Annotated in this window: 15 protein-coding genes; 3 read left to right on the forward strand and 12 right to left on the reverse strand. The window is 65.9% G+C overall.

Annotation, left to right across the window (positions count from 1 at the left end; all coding sequences use genetic code 11):
• Nucleotides 1-106: 106 nt before the first annotated feature.
• Entirely contained in the window at nucleotides 107-1,630 is a 1,524-nt protein-coding gene (locus tag DW352_RS11060; protein WP_115691195.1) for a bifunctional aminoglycoside phosphotransferase/ATP-binding protein, read from the forward strand.
• A gap of 124 nt (nucleotides 1,631-1,754) precedes the next feature.
• Nucleotides 1,755-2,960 (forward strand): MFS transporter, encoded by a 1,206-nt coding sequence (locus DW352_RS11065; protein ID WP_115691197.1) that lies wholly within the window; start codon nucleotides 1,755-1,757, stop codon nucleotides 2,958-2,960.
• A 4-nt stretch (nucleotides 2,961-2,964) separates the two neighbouring features.
• Here DW352_RS11065 and DW352_RS11070 read toward each other — a convergent pair whose 3' ends face one another.
• The gene (locus tag DW352_RS11070) at nucleotides 2,965-3,567 is read right to left on the reverse strand and encodes a hypothetical protein (protein ID WP_115691199.1); all 603 of its coding nucleotides are present in this window, start codon (nucleotides 3,565-3,567) and stop codon (nucleotides 2,965-2,967) included.
• Nucleotides 3,568-3,746: 179 nt separating this feature from the next.
• Here DW352_RS11070 and DW352_RS11075 point away from each other — a divergent pair, with 179 nt between their 5' ends.
• Nucleotides 3,747-4,856, forward strand: coding sequence for an amidohydrolase family protein (locus DW352_RS11075; protein ID WP_115691201.1), 1,110 nt, complete (start codon nucleotides 3,747-3,749; stop codon nucleotides 4,854-4,856).
• Between the two features lie 11 nt (nucleotides 4,857-4,867).
• Here DW352_RS11075 and DW352_RS11080 read toward each other — a convergent pair whose 3' ends face one another.
• From DW352_RS11080 to tolR, 11 genes are all read right to left on the reverse strand, one after another.
• A complete protein-coding gene (locus DW352_RS11080) occupies nucleotides 4,868-5,179 on the reverse strand; it encodes an AzlD family protein (RefSeq protein ID WP_115691203.1) in 312 nt (103 codons plus the stop codon).
• The gene (locus DW352_RS11085) at nucleotides 5,172-5,882 is read right to left on the reverse strand and encodes an AzlC family ABC transporter permease (RefSeq protein ID WP_115691205.1); all 711 of its coding nucleotides are present in this window, start codon (nucleotides 5,880-5,882) and stop codon (nucleotides 5,172-5,174) included. The genes DW352_RS11080 and DW352_RS11085 overlap by 8 nt, the downstream gene beginning before the upstream one ends.
• A gap of 334 nt (nucleotides 5,883-6,216) precedes the next feature.
• Nucleotides 6,217-8,145, reverse strand: a complete 1,929-nt coding sequence (gene ftsH / locus DW352_RS11090; RefSeq protein WP_115691207.1) for an ATP-dependent zinc metalloprotease FtsH — start codon at nucleotides 8,143-8,145, stop codon at nucleotides 6,217-6,219.
• Nucleotides 8,146-8,274: 129 nt separating this feature from the next.
• Nucleotides 8,275-9,414, reverse strand: a complete 1,140-nt coding sequence (gene tilS, locus DW352_RS11095; RefSeq protein WP_115694365.1) for a tRNA lysidine(34) synthetase TilS — start codon at nucleotides 9,412-9,414, stop codon at nucleotides 8,275-8,277.
• Between the two features lie 123 nt (nucleotides 9,415-9,537).
• Nucleotides 9,538-10,602 (reverse strand): tol-pal system protein YbgF, encoded by a 1,065-nt coding sequence (gene ybgF / locus DW352_RS11100; RefSeq protein WP_115691209.1) that lies wholly within the window; start codon nucleotides 10,600-10,602, stop codon nucleotides 9,538-9,540.
• A 92-nt stretch (nucleotides 10,603-10,694) separates the two neighbouring features.
• Nucleotides 10,695-13,844: an efflux RND transporter permease subunit gene (locus DW352_RS11105; protein WP_115691211.1), complete on the reverse strand. Its 3,150-nt coding sequence runs from the start codon at nucleotides 13,842-13,844 to the stop codon at nucleotides 10,695-10,697.
• A 131-nt stretch (nucleotides 13,845-13,975) separates the two neighbouring features.
• Nucleotides 13,976-15,157, reverse strand: a complete 1,182-nt coding sequence (locus DW352_RS11110) for an efflux RND transporter periplasmic adaptor subunit (protein WP_115691213.1) — start codon at nucleotides 15,155-15,157, stop codon at nucleotides 13,976-13,978.
• A 169-nt stretch (nucleotides 15,158-15,326) separates the two neighbouring features.
• Complete coding sequence (pal, locus tag DW352_RS11115; RefSeq protein ID WP_115691215.1) at nucleotides 15,327-15,827, reverse strand: peptidoglycan-associated lipoprotein Pal; 501 nt, start codon at nucleotides 15,825-15,827, stop codon at nucleotides 15,327-15,329.
• A 274-nt stretch (nucleotides 15,828-16,101) separates the two neighbouring features.
• Nucleotides 16,102-17,463 carry a Tol-Pal system beta propeller repeat protein TolB gene (gene tolB / locus DW352_RS11120; RefSeq protein ID WP_115691217.1) on the reverse strand — a complete coding sequence of 454 codons (1,362 nt, stop codon included), beginning with the start codon at nucleotides 17,461-17,463 and terminating at the stop codon, nucleotides 16,102-16,104.
• Nucleotides 17,464-17,497: 34 nt separating this feature from the next.
• Nucleotides 17,498-18,412, reverse strand: a complete 915-nt coding sequence (locus DW352_RS11125; RefSeq protein ID WP_162826913.1) for a cell envelope integrity TolA family protein — start codon at nucleotides 18,410-18,412, stop codon at nucleotides 17,498-17,500.
• Between the two features lie 9 nt (nucleotides 18,413-18,421).
• Nucleotides 18,422-18,886 (reverse strand): protein TolR, encoded by a 465-nt coding sequence (gene tolR / locus DW352_RS11130; protein WP_115691221.1) that lies wholly within the window; start codon nucleotides 18,884-18,886, stop codon nucleotides 18,422-18,424.
• Nucleotides 18,887-18,888: the final 2 nt, after the last annotated feature.

The following is an 18,888-nucleotide window of genomic DNA, read 5'->3' on the forward strand; positions in this document are numbered from 1 at the left end:
TCCCGGCCATCCGCGTCTTGCTGCCACAGGACGCCTCACGTCGTGGATGCCCGGCACAAGGCCGGGCATGACAGAGCGTGGGGCAACCCGTTCGATATGGAGTCTCATGACCGGCAACGACCAACAGGCGGTGATCGACTTCCTCGGCGCCGCCGGGACGCACGGGGGTCAAAAGGTCGCGCGCGTCGACACCCATGCCGCCGCGGTGTTTCTGGCGCCAGACCGCGTGCTCAAGATCAAGCGCGCGGTGAAATTCCCTTTTCTCGATTTCTCCACCTTGGAGAAGCGTAAGGCGGCGTGCGAAGCCGAGCTTGAGGTCAACCGTCCCTTCGCGCCCGCAATCTACAAGCGCGTCGTGCCGATCACGCGCGGGCGAGACGGAACGCTGGCCATCGGCGGCGACGGCGCGCCGGTGGAATGGGCCGTCGAGATGGCGCGTTTCGACGAGACGCAGACGCTCGACCATCTCGCCGCGGCGGGCCGCATCGACGCGGCGCTGGCCGATGCGCTCGGCCGCGCGGTCGCCGCGGCGCATGCGCGCGTGCCGGTCGTGCGCGACTTCGGCTTTGTCGAGGCGCTGACGGAAATCGTCCGGCAGAACGATCTCGAGTTACGCGACGCGCCGGACCTGTTCGACACGGATGCGGTCGCGGCTCTCACAGGCAAGACGCAAACGGCGCTGGCACGCCTGACGCCGTTGCTGGCGCATCGCGAGCGTGACGGCTTCGTGCGGCGCTGCCACGGCGATCTGCATCTCGGCAACATCGTCCTCATCGACGGCCGGCCGACCTTGTTCGACGCCATCGAGTTCGACGAGCGCATCGCCACCAGCGATGTGTTCTACGACCTCGCCTTCCTGCTCATGGACCTGATCGAGCGCGGCCTCGTTGACCAAGCCAACATCGTGCTCAACCGCTACCTGCTCGCGGCAGCGCACGACGACAATCTCGATGCGCTCGCCGCCTTGCCGCTGTTCATGTCGGTGCGCGCGGCGATCCGCGCCAAGGTGACGGCGGCGCGGCGCAAACATGCGTCCTCGCCGGAGGAGGCTGCCCAGAGCGCGCGCGATTATTTCACGTTGGCGAGCCGCCTGATCGAGCCGCCGCCGCCCTGCGTGGTCGCGGTCGGCGGCTTGTCCGGTACCGGCAAGTCGGTGCTGGCCCGCGCGCTCGCGCCGCATCTGCCGCCCCTGCCCGGCGCCGTGGTGTTGCGCAGCGACATCGAGCGCAAGCGTCTGTTCAATGCCGGCGAGACGGAGAAGCTGCCGCCAGCCGGCTATACGCAGGATGTGACAGTGAAAGTCTACGCGACGCTCGCCGCCAAGGCGGCACGAGTCATCGCGGCCGGTCATAGCGCACTGGTGGACGCGGTGTTTGCCAAGGCCGAAGAGCGCGATGCGATCGCCGGCGCGGCGCACAATATTCCGTTCCACGGGCTATTTCTGACAGCGGACCTCAAGACCCGCGTCGTCCGTGTTGGCGCGCGCGTTGCGGATGCCTCGGACGCCGACGCGGACGTGGCGCGCCGGCAGGAGCACTATCAGCTCGGCCCGTTACACTGGCGCGATGTCGACGCGTCCGGCACGCCGGACGAAACGCTGCAGCGCGCGAGACACCTTCTGAAACTGTGAAGCGCCCGCATCCGGCGCATAGCCATGCAGAAGCGTCCGGCAAAGTACCGCCGCGGCCCCTGGCGGCGCATAGCTATCCGATGCATAGCTTGTACGAGCTAGTCGCCGCGCCGGTCATTATCAGATGATGAGCCCCCAAAGCCGCCATTCCCTTGCCATTCGGCTGGCGGCCGGGCTGGCGGGCTATTGCACTTTCATCAATCTCTATTCGCCGCAGGCGATCCTGCCGCTGCTGTCGCAGGAATTCGGCGCCGGTCCGGCGCAGATCGCCACCATCATTTCGGCGGGCACCCTCGCCGTCGCGCTGATCGCGCCGTTCGCGGGCACGGTCGCCGACGTCCTCGGCCGCAAGCGCGTGATCGTCACGGCGATGATCATCCTGTCGATTCCGACGGTCATGGCGGCGCTGGCGCCGACGCTGAATGCGCTGATCTTCTGGCGTTTCGTGCAGGGGCTGGCGATGCCGCCGGTCTTCGCCGTCACCATCGCCTATCTCGGCGAGGAACTGCCGCCGCACGAAGCCACCGCCGCGGCCGGTGTCTATACCTCGGGTGCGAGCTTGGGCGGCTTCAGCGGCCGGCTGTTTACCGGCGTGCTCTCGGACCTGTTCGGATGGCGTTACGCCATCTGCTTTCTCGCACTGCTGACGCTGATCGGCGCGGTCATCGTGATGCTGACGCTGCCGCGCGAACGCAAGTTCGTGCGCTCGGCGGGGCTTGCCGCGTCGGCCAAGCAGATGCTCGCACACTTCCGTAATCCGCGGCTGCTCGCCACTTACGCCGTCGGCTTCGGCGTGCTGTTCAACTTCATCGCGACCTTCACATACATCAGCTTCCGTCTCGCCGAGCCGCCCTACTCTTTGTCGGCGACTTGGCTCGGCGCGATCTTCGTCGTCTATCTCGTCGGCTCGGCGATCACGCCGATGACCGGCTATGCCGTCGGGCGGCTCGGGCGCCGCAAGGTCATGATCGTGACCATCGGCATCTGGCTGGTCGGCATCGCGCTCACATTGCTTTCACCGCTGTGGATCATCCTCGTCGGCCTGACCTTGAGCGCGGCGTGCGGACTTTTGTGCCAGGCGGTTTCGACTGGTTTCGTCACCATCACCGCGAAGGTCGGACGCTCGTCCGCGGTCGGCCTCTACGTGACGAGCTTCTATCTCGGCGGCAGCGTCGGCGGCGCCCTCGGCGGCGTCGCCTGGGTTTACGGCGGCTGGCCGGCCTGCGTCGCGCTGATGGCGGTGATGCTGACGCTGGTGGCGACGATCGTCGCCACCACCTGGAGCCGCGATGCCGGCCATCCACCGCCGACGGCGATGGAGCCTGCCTGATCGATCAAGCCGCCGATGGGTGCCATTGCGGCCGGTAGCCTCGCGTCAGCACGCCGAGGATCGCGGGGGGCGTGAGCACATAGACGAGGCCGCGTGGCCGCTGCAGCGGCACGCCGTAGCCGGACGGGGTCCACGGCAGCATGTGACGGCCGCGCGCCGCAAAGGCCTCCCCGCCCCGCGCGATCATCGCGCCATCGGGTAGCGCCTCGATCGCCAAACGGTGCAGGCGCTTCTGCTTGCCGTCGAGCCGCTCGACGTGCAGCACGCGATCCATGTCGGCGGCGGAAGCGCGTTTCGCCTTGTTAGCGAACAACACTGCAAAGTGCTCGGCGTCCTTGCGCCGGCACTCGAAGCACGGCCGATGACCGGCGGCGAAGGCGGTCACTTCGTCGAGGAAGAACAGCTCGGTGTAGCTGTCGCCCCAGACCTTGCGATGGCGATCGTTGAAGTCGAGCTTGCAGCAGATCCACTGCTTCGAGGTCCAGCGCCGCGCGGTGAGCTTTCGCTCGCTATCGTGCAGCCGTCCGCCGCGATTGCCCATCAGCGTGCCGCGCGCGCCAGTCGCGAACAATTCGCCGAAGGGTGACACGCGCGAGTGCAGGGGCATGGCAAATAATCGCAGACACGCGCAGTGCGCACCAGAGCGAATGCACACAAGGAACGCAATCGCCTCATGGAACCGGTGACAAACCACTATGCTCTCGCTAGCTTCTGTGCACCACAAATCGCCGGTAACGTCCGGCCATAACGACCGGGCTTTCAAGCCCGGCGGTCAGGGAGAGAACGATGACCAAGGCCTTTCACGGCATCGCGCCGCCAACCTCCTGCGTTTGCTGCAACACGACATCCGGCCTGCGTTTGAGCCGGCGAAACCTGCTCACGGGCGGCGCCGCAACCCTCGCATTCGGCGCGGCGGCCATGGCGGCGCCCGGCTTCGTCGCCGAAGCGGTCGCTCAGACGATGCCGCGCGAGCGCATCGACGTGCATCATCATCTGTCGGCGCCGACATGGCTCGACGCCGTGAAAAGTCTCAAGGCCGACAACCCGCCGATGGCGAACTGGTCGGTGCAGAAATCGCTCGACGACATGGACAAGGCCGGCATCGCCACGGCGATCACCTCGCCGACGACGCCGCAGACGCTGGGTCTCGACGCCGCCCGCGCGGCGCGCGTCGCCCGCGAGTCGAACGAATTCGCCAAGAAGCTCGAGGCCGATCATCCCGGGCGCTTTGGCACCTGGGCGATGTTGCCGCTGCCGCATATCGACGAGAGCTTGAAAGAGATCGAATACGCCTTCGACACGCTGAAAGTCGACGGCATCGGCTGCATGACGAGCTACGGCGACAAATGGCTCGGCTATGCCGAGTTCGATCCGGTGTGGAAGGAGCTCAACCGCCGCAAGGCGACGGTCTACACGCATCCGACCGCCGCGAACTGCTGCGTCAATCTCGTGCGCGGGATCGACGACGCCTATCTCGAATTCGGCACCGACACCGCGCGCTCGATCTTCAGCCTCGTCTTCTCCGGCACGGCGGCCAAGTATCCGGACATCAACTGGATCTGGTCGCATGGCGGCGGCGCGCTGACCGCCTTTGCCGAGCGCTTCCTCGTGCAGGCGATGATGCGCCCGCCCTACAAGGACAAGGTCACGCGCGAGCAGGTCAATGCGCAGCTCACGCGCTTCTATTACGACACGGCACAGATATCGAACGACGTCACGCTCTCGGCGCTGGTGAAGCTCGTGCCGACCTCGCAGATCGTCTACGGCACGGACTTCCCCTACCGCACCGGCATGGACCACACCAAGGGCGTCGGCGCCTTCTTCAAGGGCGCCGATCTCAAGGCGGTCAACCGCGAGAACGCGCTGCGTCTCGTGCCGCGGCTGAAGTCCGCCTGACGCGCCGCGTGTCAGAAGCCCGCCGCGCGCACCAGCGCGGCGGCGCCAACGCCGGCGACGACGGCGGCGAAGTCGTTGCGCAAGGTGAGCATGGCGGTCAGCGCCGCGAGTGCCGCGGCAAAGCCGCTGACGCCGCCATGCACCAGAAGCGGCGCGACGGTGGCGGCGATGATCGCGCCCGGCAGCGCCTCGAGCACGCGCGACAGACTCGGCCCGATGGGCACGCGGCCGATCAGCCAGTAGCCGCCCGCGCGCGTCAGATAGACCGCGAGCGCCATCGCGGCGACGATGGCAAAGAAGCCGAGCGGATCGCGTTCAATCATCGATCAGCCCACCCACGATGCTGCCGGCCAGCGCGCCGAGGATGACGTACCAGAAGCCGCCGAGCAGCATATCCGCCGCCACGGCAACGACGGCGGCGACGATCCAACCGATGGACCGCCGCGAGCCTTGCCATAGCGACACCAGCATCGCCGTGAAGAACGCGGGCATCACCATGTCGAGGCCGAAGCGATAGGGGTCGACCGCCGAGCCGAGCCAATAGCCGGGCGCCGCCGAGATCACCCAGGTCACCCAGCAGGTCGCGGCGCTGCCGATGACGAAGCCCGGATCGTCGCCGCCATTGCGCCGGTAGCGCAGCCCCAGGACCCAGGGCGGCTCGACGAGGAAATGCAGGAATGGATAGACCTGCGACGCCGGCAATCTGCCGAGCAACGGGCGCATCGACGCGCCGATCAGCAGGAAGCGCGAGCAGATGACGAAGGTCGCCACCGCGGCGGCAAAGATCGTGGCTGCGGTGAATTGCTGCGGCCAGGAATCGACGACGATGATCTGCGCGACGCCCGCGAACACGGCCGCGCTCATCAGTTCAGCTTCCAGCAGCGTGAAGCCCTTGCGCGCGGCCACCGTGCCGAACGCCATGCCGAAGGCGAACAACCCCGGCATCACCGGCAGAGTGACGACGACGCCCTCGCGGAAGGCCGCGAAGGTCCAGGCAGGTGTCGGCTGAGAGGATCGGGAGGTCATTGGAAGCTATCGCTTCAATTCCGCTCGTCCCCGCGAAACGGGGACCCAGTTCGTAAAGCCATGCACGGCGCGCTGGATACCCGCTTTCGGGGGCATGAGCGGCACTCCGTAATAGATGTTCGTCTATCCGCAAAGAGCCTGACGCGGAAGCCACAAACGAAACCGACCGCCATGCGTGCCGCCGTTATGCCCCGCCGTACGCTGCAGTGGCGGCGCGAGCACTGGATCGCCCGCTTTCGCGGGCGACGACAGCTTCATAGGTCGGCAGCCCCGGCACCACTCCAAAAGAAAACGCCCGCCATGCGGCGGGCGTTTCGTATCCGTGTTGCAAGCCTCAGCCCTGCGGCTGCGGCGCGACATCGCCGGTCGGCGGCGCATCGGGACGCGGCCGCGGCTTGCCGGCGGGCGGCACCGCCGACGAGCGCGGACCGGTCGGCTCGATCACCGACTCGCGCACCGGACGGATGCCGTTGATCAAGTCCTTGATCTCATCGCCGGTCAGCGTCTCGAACTCGAGCAGGCCCTTGGCGAGCGTTTCGAGATCGGCGCGCTTCTCGGTCAGGATGCGACGCGCATCCTCAAGACCGGACTCGACGAGCTTGCGCACCTCGGCGTCGATCTTGCGGCTCGTCTCTTCCGAGACGTTGGTCTGCCGCGCGACCTGGTAGCCGAGGAACACTTCGTCCTGGTTCTCGCCATAGGCGACCGGGCCGAGCTCGGTCGAGAAGCCCCAGCGCGTGACCATCATACGGGCGAGCTTGGTGCCCTGCTCGATGTCGCTGGCGGCGCCGGAGGTGACCTTCTCGTTGCCGAACACGAGCTCTTCCGCCACGCGGCCGGCCATGATGATGGCGAGGCGCGAGGTCATCTGCTCGTAGGACATCGACAGCTTGTCGCGTTCCGGCAACTGCATGACCATGCCGAGCGCACGGCCACGCGGGATGATCGTCGCCTTGTGCACCGGATCGGTCGCCTTGACGTTGAGCGCGACCAGCGCGTGCCCGCCTTCGTGATAGGCGGTGAGGAGCTTCTCCTCGTCCGTCATCACCAGCGTGCGGCGCTCGGCGCCCATCATCACCTTGTCCTTGGCGTCCTCGAACTCCGCCTGCGTGACCATGCGCTTGTTGCGGCGCGCGGCCATGAGGGCGGCTTCGTTGACGAGGTTCATCAGGTCGGCGCCGGAGAAGCCGGGCGTGCCGCGCGCGACGGTCTTGAGGTTCACGTCCGGCGCCAGCGGCACCTTGCGCACGTGCACCTTCAGGATCTGCTCGCGGCCCATGACGTCCGGGTTCGGCACCACGACCTGGCGGTCGAAGCGGCCGGGACGCAGCAGCGCCGGATCGAGCACGTCAGGACGGTTGGTCGCGGCGATGAGGATGATGCCCTCGTTCGCCTCGAAGCCGTCCATCTCGACCAGCAACTGGTTGAGCGTCTGCTCGCGTTCATCGTTGCCACCGCCGAGGCCGGCGCCGCGATGACGGCCGACCGCGTCGATTTCGTCGATGAAGATGATGCACGGCGCGTTCTTCTTGGCCTGCTCGAACATGTCGCGCACGCGGCTAGCGCCAACGCCGACGAACATCTCGACGAAGTCGGAGCCCGAAATCGTGAAGAACGGCACGTTCGCTTCGCCGGCGACGGCGCGCGCAATCAGCGTCTTACCGGTGCCCGGAGGGCCGACCAGCAATACGCCGCGCGGAATGCGGCCGCCGAGACGTTGGAATTTGCCGGGGTCGCGCAGGAATTCGACGATCTCCTGCAGGTCCTGCTTGGCTTCGTCGACACCGGCGACGTCTTCGAACGTCACGCGGCCGTGCGATTCAGCCAAGAGCTTGGCGCGCGACTTGCCGAAGCCGAGCGCCTTGCCGCCAGCGCCCTGCATTTGGCGCGACAGGAATATCCACACGCCGATGAGCGCGATGAACGGCAGCCACGACACGAGCAGCGACACGAACCACGGCACGTTGTCCTGCTGCGGCCGCGCGGTGATCGACACGCCCTTGGAATAGAGCTTCTGCACGAGGCCCGGATCGCTCGGGGCATAGGTCTGGAAGCTGGTACCGTTGGCGAAGGTGCCGTGAATTTCCGGCCCTTGGATCACGACGTCGCGCACGCGACCCTGATCGACTTCGCTCAACAGCTGAGAAAAGGAAATATCCTGCGCAGTGGTGCGCTGTCCCGGGTTCTGGAAGAGGGTGAACAGCGCGAGCAGCAGGAGGACGATAATCACCCAGAGGGCGAAATTGCGTAAGTTGGCGTTCATCAGGCGTCCTTACCCGCCGCGAGAGCGGCCCGCGGCCATGAGATTTCTACGCCGCATTCGTGGCGGCTTCGCGTCCTTGCCAATGTAGGCAGCACGCCGCCTCCTGGAAAGGGCTCGATTCTATATATTCTAGCGCGATTTGCCGCGCGTGGCGCGGCCTCCGGCGCGGCCCTGTCGGTGCTTGGTTAAGGTCTTGCTGCGACGCGGCGGCGCCGGCTCCACCAAAATTTCTGCAACCGTGAGTGTCACAATCGCGCCGGCCAGACTGCGGCGGAAGCGGCTGCCCGTTTTGTGGGCCTGATCGAGGGCCTGCTTGAGCGCTTCCAGCTTGCCCAGTTCGACCTGCCCCTCGGTACCATAGCGCGCAATGCCGCGGCCGAGCAGCCGCAGCGCGATCTCCTCCGGCATCGTGTCGTAGCGCCCCCGATCGTAGCGGATACCTCCCGATCCCGCCCCCAGGACCAGCTCAGCCTCGGCAACCGATACCACCGCCTCAAGTGCGGCATCGGCCCGCTTCAGGCGGCGGGCGAGCTGCCCCAGCCGGTGGGCATCGAGCCCCTCCTCCGCCAATTGGGGCATCAGGCCGCGCAGCCGCGCCCGGGTGAAGCGGGGATCGCGGTTCGAGGGGTCCTCGGCGAAGGCGATTTCCGCCGCGCGCAACGTGGCGATCAGGCGGGATTTGGGGATGGTGAGCAGAGGGCGGAGCAGTGTGACCTGCGACGTGCCACCAGCTCCCTCGCGCCGGCCCTCTCCCTCCCGGGGAGAGGAAGCCCGCCGTGCCGTGGGGAGGGAGCGTGTTCTGCTCATTGCCCCGAGGCCCGTGACGCCGCTACCGCGGCTCATGCGGATGAGCACCGTCTCGGCTTGATCGTCGAGCGTGTGCGCGGTGAGGACATGCGTCGCCTTGGCCTTGCGGGCCGCGTCAGCGAGCAACCGGTAGCGCGCGGACCGCGCCGCTTGCTGCAGACCGGTCGCGGGCTTCCTGCCGGTCCAGCGCAGGGTCGCATGCGACAGCTTGAGCTTGCGCGCGAGCCTGCCAACGGCGGCGGCTTCCTGCTTGGCCTCCGGACGCAGACCGTGATCGACCGTGACCGCGATCAGCTTCGGGCCGTGTTTCAATGCGGCCCGCCAGCGCGCCACGAGCATCATCAGCGCCGTCGAATCCGGTCCGCCCGACACCGCCAGCACCAAGGCCGGGGCATCGATCAGATCGGCAAAGAGCGCCGCCGCTTCCGCGCCGGACACCGGTTCGCTGTCGTCAGGAGGCATCGCGTCGATCCGCCGGCGCCGAAACATACTCCGTTCATTCCCGCGTGAGCGGAAATCCAGGAGCCCAACGCACATTAGCATTTTTACCCTGGGTCCCCGCTTTCGCGGGGACGCGGGATAACTCTAGCAGTGAACGCGTTTCTGTTCCGCCACGACACCGCGTTTGATGGTCGCCGACGCCTTCGGATATTTGCGGCCGACCTCGGCGAGCGTCGCACAGGCGGCTTCCTTCTTGTTCAGCGCGGCGAGCGACTGACCGAGACGCAGCAACGAGTCGGGCGCCTTCTCCGACCGCTCGTGCTTGGTCAGCACGGCGAGAAAATTCTTGGCCGCTTCGCTGTAGCGCTGCTGCTGATATTGCGATTCACCGAGCCAATAGGTCGCTTCCGGCACCAGAGGCTCGTCCGGATATTTGCGCAGGAAATCATTGAGCGCCTGCTCGGCGAGGCCGTAGTCCTTGTGCAGCACGTAGCCGTAAGCGAGGTCGTACTCGTCCTTCGGCTTGGCCGACGGCGGCAAGGTCGCAAGCCGGGTATTGTTGGCCTGTGCCGGCGCACCGCCCTGCGGCGGCGGCAGAGCGGCGCCGTTGCCCGACATGGTCGACAGATCGAGCGGCGCACCGGCGTCGCGGCCGCCGGGCGCACCCACCGGTGCATCGTTCATGATGGGCGCGGACGGTCCGGCCGAAGCGGTCTGACCCAAGGTGCGCGGCGCGCCGGGCGCGTTCGGATCCTGGTTCGGATCGAACACGTCGCTACGGCGCCCAGGCGTACCGGCCGCCGGCTGGTTCGGGCGGCCCGGCTGCGCCGGCTGATACTGCGGCTGCTGCTGGTACTGCGGTTGCGACTGATACTGCGGCTGCACCGCGCCGGGGGCGCCACCCTGCATCCGCTGCATCTGCGCCTGCAGTTGCTGGTTCTGATACTGAAGCTGCTCGATCTGGCCGGTGAGCTGGCGCAGCGCGCCCTCGAGGCGATCGATGCGCACGCTGACATCGTCATCGGCCTGCCCGACCGTACGGCTGCCGCCGCGCGGCGCCGATTGCGGGTCCTGGCCGCCGCCCTCGCCGCGGCTGAACAGATTGTCGAGGAAATTGCCGTCGCGCTGCTGCGCATGGGCGGCCGGCGCCAGCATGAGGCTGGCCGCGAGCGCAGCGGCGAGTGAAAGGCGAAGCCGGGTGTGGGTCATCGGCGTTTATCGGTCCCGATCGGACGGATGTCGGTGATTTGCGAGCAGGTGACTACCATAGCCCGCCGATCAGGACCAGATTGTGGCCGGTCCTATTCCGCCGGCTGCGCGGCCTCCGTCTTGCGGTTCTTGCGCGCCATCAGCCACTCTTCGAACCGCTGCAGCAGCACGAAGAACGACGGCACGAACAGCACGGCCAGGCAGGTCGAGGCGATCATGCCGGTGAAGACGGTGATGCCGATCGATGCGCGCGCATTGGCGCCGGCGCCGCTCGCGAACACCAGCGGAACCACGCCGAGGATGAAGGCGAATGACGTCATCAGGATCGGCCGGAACCGCGCCCGCGCCGCCTCCACCGCCGCGTCGGCGATATCCTTGCCGGCCTCGCGCAGTTCGCGCGCGAACTCGACGATCAGGATCGCGTTCTTAGCCGACAGCGCGATCAGCAGCACGATGCCGATCTGCGTGTAGAGATTGTTGTCGATGTGCAGCACCGAGAAGGTCGCGACCGGCCCCAATAGCGAGATCGGCACCGCGAAGATGACGGCGATCGGCCGGTACCAGCTTTCGTACTGGCCGCAGAGCACGAGATAGACCAGCAGCAACGCCATGGCGAAGACCAGATACATCTGGCTGCCGACGATCTTCTCCTGATACGACATCGCCGTCCATTCGTAGCCGACATGCGGCGGGAAGGTCTTGGCCGCCGCCTGCTCCATCAGACTCATGGCCTGACCGCTTGAGAAGCCGCGCGCCGGCATGCCGACCACGGTCGAGGACGGGTAGAGATTGTAGAGGCTGATCAGCGACGGCCCCGACATCGGCGTGATGTTCACCAAGGTGCCGAGCGGGATCATATCGCCGGCGTTGTTACGCACGTTGAGGCGGCGCACCTCGTCGATGTTGAGGCGGAAATCCGAGTCGGCCTGCACGAACACCTGGAAGGTGCGGCCGAACTTGGTGATCTGGTTGACATAGGCCGAACCGAGATAGCCGCCGAGCGCGTTGAACACCTGGTCGACGGTGACGCCCAGCGTCTGCGCCTTGGTACGATCGACGTCGACCGTGTACTGCGGCACGTTGGCGCGGAACGAGGTCATCACCAGGGCGATGTTCGATTGCGCCGCCGCGTTCGCCACGATCGTATCGGTCACAGTCGACAGCTTGGTGAAGTCGAGGCTGTTGTCCTGCAGCAGGATCTGCATGGTGAAGCCGGCGGCAAAACCGATGCCCTGGATCGGCGGCGGCGGCAGCACGCGCACCTGCGCCTCCTCGATCGGCGCCATCGCCTTGTTGAGGCTGGTGAGCATCGGCAGCAGGCCCTGCGCCTTGCCGCGCACGTCCCAATCCTTGAGGATGATATAGGCGACACCGGAGCTCGAGAGCGACGCGTTATTGTCGAGCGCCGACACGCCGGCAATGGTGATGACCTTGTCGACACCCGGCGTTTCGCGCGCGGCCTTCGACACCCTGTCGAGCACCGCCTGCGTGCGCGGCAGCGACGCGCCGTCGGGCAACTGCACGGTCGCGAGCATGTAGCCCTGATCTTCGATCGGGATGAAGCCGGTGGCGATGCGCGAGAAGCCGAAGATCGTGAGACCGGTGACGATCAGCGCCAGGACGACCATGACGCTCGAATGGCCGACCAGGAAGCGCATCATGCGCTCGTAACCATGCTCGACCTTGTTGTAGACGGCGTTGAAGCCCCGGTAGAAGAAGTTGCGTTTTTCCATCGGCACCGAAGGCCGCAGCCACAAGGCGCACTGCGTCGGCTTCAGCGTCACGGCGTTGATGGCGGAGATCAGCGCGGTGGCGGCGATGACCAGCGCGAACTGCTTGTACATCTGTCCCGTCAGGCCCGGCAGGAACGACGCGGGCAGGAACACCGACAGCAGCACCAAGGTGATGCCGATGATCGGGCCAAGCAACAAGTTCATCGCCGCGATCGACGCGTCGTGGCCGTTCATGCCGCGATCGATGTTGTGCGCGGCGCCCTCCACCACGATGATTGCGTCGTCGACGACGATGCCGATCGCCAGCACCAGGGCAAACAAGGTGGCGAAATTGACGGTGAAGCCGAGCGCCGCCATGGCCGCGAAAGCGCCGATGATCGTCACCGGCACCGTGGTCGCCGGCACCAGCATCGCCCGCCAATCCTGCAGGAAGATCATGATGACGATCAGCACGAGAATGCCGGCTTCGAACAGCGTGTGATAGACCTCGTTGATCGACGCGTTGACGAAGATCGTCGTGTCGAACGGGATGTCGTAGACGAGCCCCTGCGGGAACGCCTTCGCCAGCACCGTCATGCGCTTGTTGACCTCTTTCGCGACGTCGAGCGCGTTGGCGCCGGGCGACTGGAAGATCGCGATGCCAGCGGCCGGCTTGCCGTCGAGCGTGAAAACCTGGCTGTAGGTCTGCGCGCCCAACTCCACGGTGCCGATGTCGCGCACGCGCGTGAGCTGCCCGGCCGTGCCGGTCTTCACCACGATGTCCTTGAACTGCTCGGCGTCGTCGAGCCGCCCGGCGACATTGATCGTGTACTGGAAGGACACCGTGTCCGGCCCCGGCGGCATGCCGATCTGGCCGGCGGTGACCTGCGTGTTCTGCTGCTGCAGTGCATTGGTCACGTCGGTGATGGTGAGATTGCGCGCCTTCATCTTCTCCGGATCGAGCCAGACGCGCATAGCGTACTGACCGGCGCCGAACACGGCGACGTTGCCGACGCCCGGCAGGCGCGAGATGTCGTCCTTGAGATTGATGGTGGCGTAGTTGGCCAGATACAGGCTGTCGTAGCGCGCATCGGGCGAGGTCAGCGTCACGATCTGCAGGATCGACGTCGACTTCTTCTGCACGTTCACGCCCTGCGCCTGCACCGCCTGCGGCAGCGACGACAGCGCGGCGGAAACGCGGTTCTGCACCAGCACCTGCGCGAAGTTGAGATCGGTGCCGATCTTGAAGGTGACGGTGAGCGTGTAGGAGCCGTCCGCGGCGGCGTAGGACTGCATGTAGATCATGCCTTCCACGCCGTTGACCTGCTGCTCGATCGGCAGCGCGACGGTGTCGATGACGGTGCGGGCGCTGGCGCCGGGGTAGCGCGTCGTCACCTGCACGGTCGGCGGCACCACGTCGGGATATTGCGCGACCGGCAGCGAGAAGATGGCGACCGCGCCGATCACCACGATAAGAATGGCGATGACGTTGGCGAGAACTGGACGCTCGATGAAGAACTTGGAGATCATCTCGTCACCCGCTTATCCCCGCGCAGTGGCAGGGATCCAATACAAGAAGCTCATGTCGTTCGTCGTGGCGCTGGATTCCGGCTTGCGCGGGAATGCGCGGCGTTTGCGGCCCGCTTGGGCGAGCATCGTCTTTACTTCTTGTCGGCTGCGGGCTGCTTATCCGCGGCCGGTTGCGCCGGCGGCGGGGCCGTTTGCGGCTCGACCTTCTGTCCCGGGATCGCACGCAACAGACCGGCGACGATCACGCGGTTGTCGGCGGTGATGCCGCTGTTGATCACCCGCATCGTGCCCTCGAGCGGCCCGATGTCGACATTGTGCTGCTCGACCACATTGTCCTTGTTGACGACGTAGACGTAGCGGCCGCTCTGGTCGCTGCCGAGCGCGACGTCGGGCACCAGCAGGGTATTGTCCCGCTTCTCGATCGGCACGCGCACGCGCACGAACAGACCGGGCAGCAGCACCCGCGTCGGGTTCTCGAAGATGGCGCGCGCCGTCAGCGTGCCGGTCGAGGGATCGACCGTCGGCGAAGCGTAATCGAGCGTGCCACGGTGCGGGAAGCCCTGCTCCGTTTGCAGGCCGACTTCCACCGGCACCTTCTTCAGCTCCTCCGCCGTGAGACCGCGCTTACGGATCTCGGCGCGGATGCGCAGCAGATCGCGCTCGTTGACGGAGAAATTCACATAGATCGGATCGTGCTGCACGATGGTGGCGAGCACCGTCGGCTGCGAATTGGCGCCGACATATTCGCCGACGGAGACGGTGCGCGCCGTCACGATGCCGTCGAACGGCGCGGTCACGCTGGTGTAGCCGTAATTGATCTTGGCGAGCTGGGTGTTGACCTGCGCCTGCTCGTAATTGGCGCGCGCGGTGTCGCGGTTGGCGGTGGACGTATCGAGCGTCGCCTTGGAGGCCGTGCCGCGGGCTTGCAGATCGACCTGGCGCTCGTAGTCCGCCTGGGTCTGCTTGACGGTCGCGGCGGCGGCTTCCTCGGCCGCCTGCGCCTGCTTGTATTTGAGCTCGTAGGATTCCGGCTCGATGGTGAAGAGCAAGGTGCCCTTCTTCACCAGGTCGCCGTCCTGATAATTGATCGACGTCACGAAACCGGGCACGCGCGCCACCAGGTTGGTGGTGTTGACAGCGGCGGTGTTGCCGGTCGCGTCCAGATAGATCGTGACCGCACGCTTCTCGGGCGTGACGACGGTGACCTTCGGCGGCGGCGGCGGCACATAGGTGTTGCTTTCGCCGCAGGCCGCGAGGGCCAGCAGCATCCCAACCGGAATCGCCACCCGCCTCACGTGCACGTATCCGCCCATAACCACCCCCCGATGAGCCTTCCGGGCGGCTTCATGTCACGATCATTGCGCGCCCATATGACAGGCGAGCATCGGGCTTTCCGGGGGATTTGCAACTGTAAAAAAACGAACGGACCGGGGCCGTTGGGGCCCCGGTCCGCTTCGGTCGTCGATCAGTGCGTAATCCGATTTAGGAGCTGACGCCCAGCACCGTCACCGCGCGACGGTTCTGCGACCAGCACGAGATGTCGTTACACACCGCTACCGGCCGTTCCTTGCCGTAAGAGATGGTGCGCATGCGGTTGGCCGCGATGCCGCGCGAAATCAGATAGTCGCGCACCGCCTGGGCACGGCGGGCGCCGAGCGCGATGTTGTATTCACGCGTGCCACGCTCGTCGGCGTGACCTTCGATCGTGAACTGGGTGTAGTTCGAATAGTTGGTCAGCCACTGCGCCTGCTTGTCGAGCGTGGCGCGCGCCTGCGTCGTCAGCTCCGTCGAATCGGTCTCGAAGAAGACGCGATCGCCGACGTTGACCACAAAGTCCTGTTGGCTGCCGGGCGTCGATGCGCCGCCGGCCGCATTGGCCTGCGCATCGTCCGCGGCGTTCTTGGCGCAAGCCGAAATCGCCAGCGCAGCGGCGAACACCGCCACGAACCGCGCACTACGAAGCATTTGCCTGAGTTCGATCATACCGGTGACTCCATTTCACGCACTGACCGGAAGTTGAAACTGACGCATGACACCCCCGAAGGGCCCCACGGACTCTTCTGGATCATGCTCATGAGGGATTGTCGTAACGCCGACTTCGTTAAGCGAACGTTCCATCAACCTTGATGGAACCTTGCTTGACCCGCTTTAAGGTCTAACGACCCCGTAAACCATTTCTCATGGTTAACAGAGGGTGAAAAAAAGGCGGACTTGCGGCGTGAAGGCCCGCCATCCAATTGGGCGCGAGCCTGTGCTGTTATGACAACAGCGGCGACCAGGCCGGGTCGGACGCGAAGCTCGGCGTCGGCACCTTCAGCTCGTTGCGGCCGGTCACATCGATGGTGAAGAGGTTCGGACCCGGCCCGAGGTCACGGAAGAACATGACCACGCGGCCGTTGGGCGCGAAGGTCGGCCCCTCGTTATGGAAGCCCGATGTGAGCAGGCGCTCGCCCGAGCCGTCCGGCTTCAGGATGCCGATCGAGAACTGGCCGCGCGACTGGCCGGTGAAGGCGATGTAGTCACCGCGCGGCGACCACACCGGCGTCGAATGCGAGCCCTCGCCGAAGGAGATGCGCTGCGCCGGGCCGCCACCGGCCGCCATCACATAGATCTGCGGCGAGCCGCCGCGATCGCTCTCGAAGCAGATGCGGCTGCCGTCGGGCGAATAGCATGGCGAGGTATCGATCGCCGGCGTATCCGTGAGGCGCGTGGTCTGCTTGGAGCGCAGATCCATGACGAACAGGTTGGCGTTGCCGCCCTGTTGCAAGCTCATGATCACGCGCTGCCCGTCGGGCGAGAAGCGCGGCGCGAAGGTCATGCCGGGGAAGTTGCCGACGATTTCGCGCTGACCGGTCTCGATGTTCAAGAGATAGACGCGCGGATCGCCCTGCCCGTAGGACATGTAGGTGATCTCTTGCGTCGAGGGATTGAAACGCGGCGTCAGCACGAGATCGTCGCCGCGCGTGAGATAGCGCACGCCGGCGCCGTCCTGATCCATGATCGCGAGGCGCTTGATGCGGCGCTCCTTCGGGCCGGTCTCGTCGATGAAGACGACACGGCTGTCGAAGTAGCCCTTGTCGCCGGTGAGGCGCTCGTAGATCGCGTCGGAGATGATGTGCGCGATGCGGCGCCAGTTGTCCGGCGTGGTGAAGTACTGTTTGCCGTCGAGCTGCTGGCCGGCAAACACGTCCCACAAACGGAATTCAACCTTCATGCGGCCGTCGCCCTGGCGCGTCATGCGGCCGGTGACGAGCGCCTGGGCGTTGATCACGCGCCAGTCGGCAAAGCGCGGCACCGCGTCGGTGTTGGTGATCTTCTCGGTGAAAGCCGCCGGATTGATTGGCGCGAACAACCCCGAACGTTGCAGGTTGTTGGTGATGACGCCGGTGACGTTGCGGCCCATCTCCGACTCGCCGGCAGAACCGGCGACGAAGTCGGTGATCGCGATCGGCATCGGCTGCACGTTGCCTTGCGTGATGTCGACGCGAACCGCGGCGCTGGCAAGTTGCGGCAGCAGGCCGGTCGCGAAGCCCGCGCCGGCGGCGCCGGCTTGCGCAAGAAGCGTGCGGCGATTGAGGAGAGGACGACGGGTGAATGACGTGGTGAAAGAATGACTCATCGTGAGCTTCTGGTTCTCGTGTCTGAAATCGGCATCAGCGGAACATGTCGCTCGGCTTGAAGGCGAGCTCCATGTCCTTCCAATTGTCGTAGGTCTGCTTACGCAGCATCGTATAGGGCTGGCATTGCAGGATCGCGCGGCGCGCGCTTTCGGCAAAAGCAGGTCCCGCGGCGGTCGGCTTGCCGCCGACGACGTCCGGGCCGCTCTTCACCGAACCGTCGGCGTTGAACATCACGCGGAAGACAACGACGAGATCCTGCGCGCTGTCGAGGCCGACCGGCGGATTCCAGCAATCGGTGATGCGGCGGCGGAAGGCGTCGATCTCGCTCTGCGAGAGCTGCGCGGCGCTGGCGTTGACATGGCCGAGGCTCGGATCGCGGTTGAGCTCGCTGCCGGCGGCGGCCACGCGCTGCGGATCGCGCTGGTCGATCAGGGCGGCGATCTTGTTCACGTCGAATTTCGGCTCGTGCTTCTGCGGCGGCTGCGGACGCTTCGGCGGCAGCGGCTTCGGCTCGTTCTTGGCTTCCTTGATCTTGTCGGCGATGGGATCGGCCTTGTCCTTGGCGACCGGCGCCGGGGGCTGCTCCGGCTTGGTCTCTTTCTTCTCGACCGGCTTCTGCTCTTTGACTTCCTGCTTCTCCGGCGGCGGCGGCTCGGCCTTCGACTGCGTCGCCTTCACCTCGGGCTTGTTCTCGACAACCTTCGGTTTCGATTCTTCGACCGGCTTCACCTCGGGCGCGATCTTCTCGACCAGAGGCTTGGGCTTCTCGACGGGCTTAGGCGCGTCCTTGATGCCCTTGGTGATCTGCGAGAACTCCTTCTCGCTGATCATGTCGACCGGCATCGATTCGACCGGAGTGGCTTCCAGATTCTTGCCTGAAAACGACACGACCGCGAACAGGAGCACGGCGGCGTGCAACCCGGTCGAGATCATGGATGCCGTTTTCATCTGCATCGGTTACTTCGAGCCCTGCTCGAATTCGGTCACCAGCGCGACGCGGTGGAAGCCGGCGCCGGAGAGCTGACCCATGACCCGCATCATCGTGCCGTAGTCGACCGTCTTATCGCCGCGCACATAGACGCGCGCCTCGGTGCCTCCGCGTGCCTGCGACACCGCCTGCAGCTTGGGAATGAGATCGGCGGCCGCGACTTCGGCGTTTTGCAGGTAGACCTGTCCCTTGCTGTTGACGGAGACCGTCAAGGGCTCCTTGTCCTGGTCGAGGCTCTTGGCCTGACTCTGCGGCAGGTCGATCGGTACGCCCACGGTCAGCAACGGCGCCGACACCATGAAGATGATGAGCAACACAAGCATCACGTCGACCATCGGCGTGACGTTGATCTCGGCCATCACGCCACGGCGTTGACGGCGGCCTCTCCGGCCTCCGCCCCCAACCGCCGGTGTTCCGGCATTGGCTGCCGCCATGG

It is taken from the genome of Pseudolabrys taiwanensis, from assembly GCF_003367395.1.
Taxonomy (GTDB): Bacteria; Pseudomonadota; Alphaproteobacteria; order Rhizobiales; family Xanthobacteraceae; genus Pseudolabrys; species Pseudolabrys taiwanensis.

Bases quoted from the DNA above. Each gene is read 5' to 3' on its own strand.
- DW352_RS11065 (WP_115691197.1), top strand. From the start codon at position 1,755: ATGATGAGCCCCCAAAGCCGCCATTCCCTTGCCATTCGGCTGGCGGCC.
- pal (WP_115691215.1), bottom strand. From the start codon at position 15,827: ATGATCGAACTCAGGCAAATGCTTCGTAGTGCGCGGTTCGTGGCGGTG.
- DW352_RS11110 (WP_115691213.1), bottom strand. From the start codon at position 15,157: ATGGGCGGATACGTGCACGTGAGGCGGGTGGCGATTCCGGTTGGGATG.
- tolB (WP_115691217.1), bottom strand. From the start codon at position 17,463: ATGAGTCATTCTTTCACCACGTCATTCACCCGTCGTCCTCTCCTCAAT.
- DW352_RS11080 (WP_115691203.1), bottom strand. From the start codon at position 5,179: ATGATTGAACGCGATCCGCTCGGCTTCTTTGCCATCGTCGCCGCGATG.
- DW352_RS11075 (WP_115691201.1), top strand. From the start codon at position 3,747: ATGACCAAGGCCTTTCACGGCATCGCGCCGCCAACCTCCTGCGTTTGC.
- ftsH (WP_115691207.1), bottom strand. From the start codon at position 8,145: ATGAACGCCAACTTACGCAATTTCGCCCTCTGGGTGATTATCGTCCTC.
- DW352_RS11070 (WP_115691199.1), bottom strand. From the start codon at position 3,567: ATGCCCCTGCACTCGCGCGTGTCACCCTTCGGCGAATTGTTCGCGACT.
- DW352_RS11060 (WP_115691195.1), top strand. From the start codon at position 107: ATGACCGGCAACGACCAACAGGCGGTGATCGACTTCCTCGGCGCCGCC.
- tilS (WP_115694365.1), bottom strand. From the start codon at position 9,414: ATGCCTCCTGACGACAGCGAACCGGTGTCCGGCGCGGAAGCGGCGGCG.
- DW352_RS11125 (WP_162826913.1), bottom strand. From the start codon at position 18,412: ATGAAAACGGCATCCATGATCTCGACCGGGTTGCACGCCGCCGTGCTC.
- DW352_RS11085 (WP_115691205.1), bottom strand. From the start codon at position 5,882: ATGACCTCCCGATCCTCTCAGCCGACACCTGCCTGGACCTTCGCGGCC.
- ybgF (WP_115691209.1), bottom strand. From the start codon at position 10,602: ATGACCCACACCCGGCTTCGCCTTTCACTCGCCGCTGCGCTCGCGGCC.
- tolR (WP_115691221.1), bottom strand. From the start codon at position 18,886: ATGGCGGCAGCCAATGCCGGAACACCGGCGGTTGGGGGCGGAGGCCGG.
- DW352_RS11105 (WP_115691211.1), bottom strand. From the start codon at position 13,844: ATGATCTCCAAGTTCTTCATCGAGCGTCCAGTTCTCGCCAACGTCATC.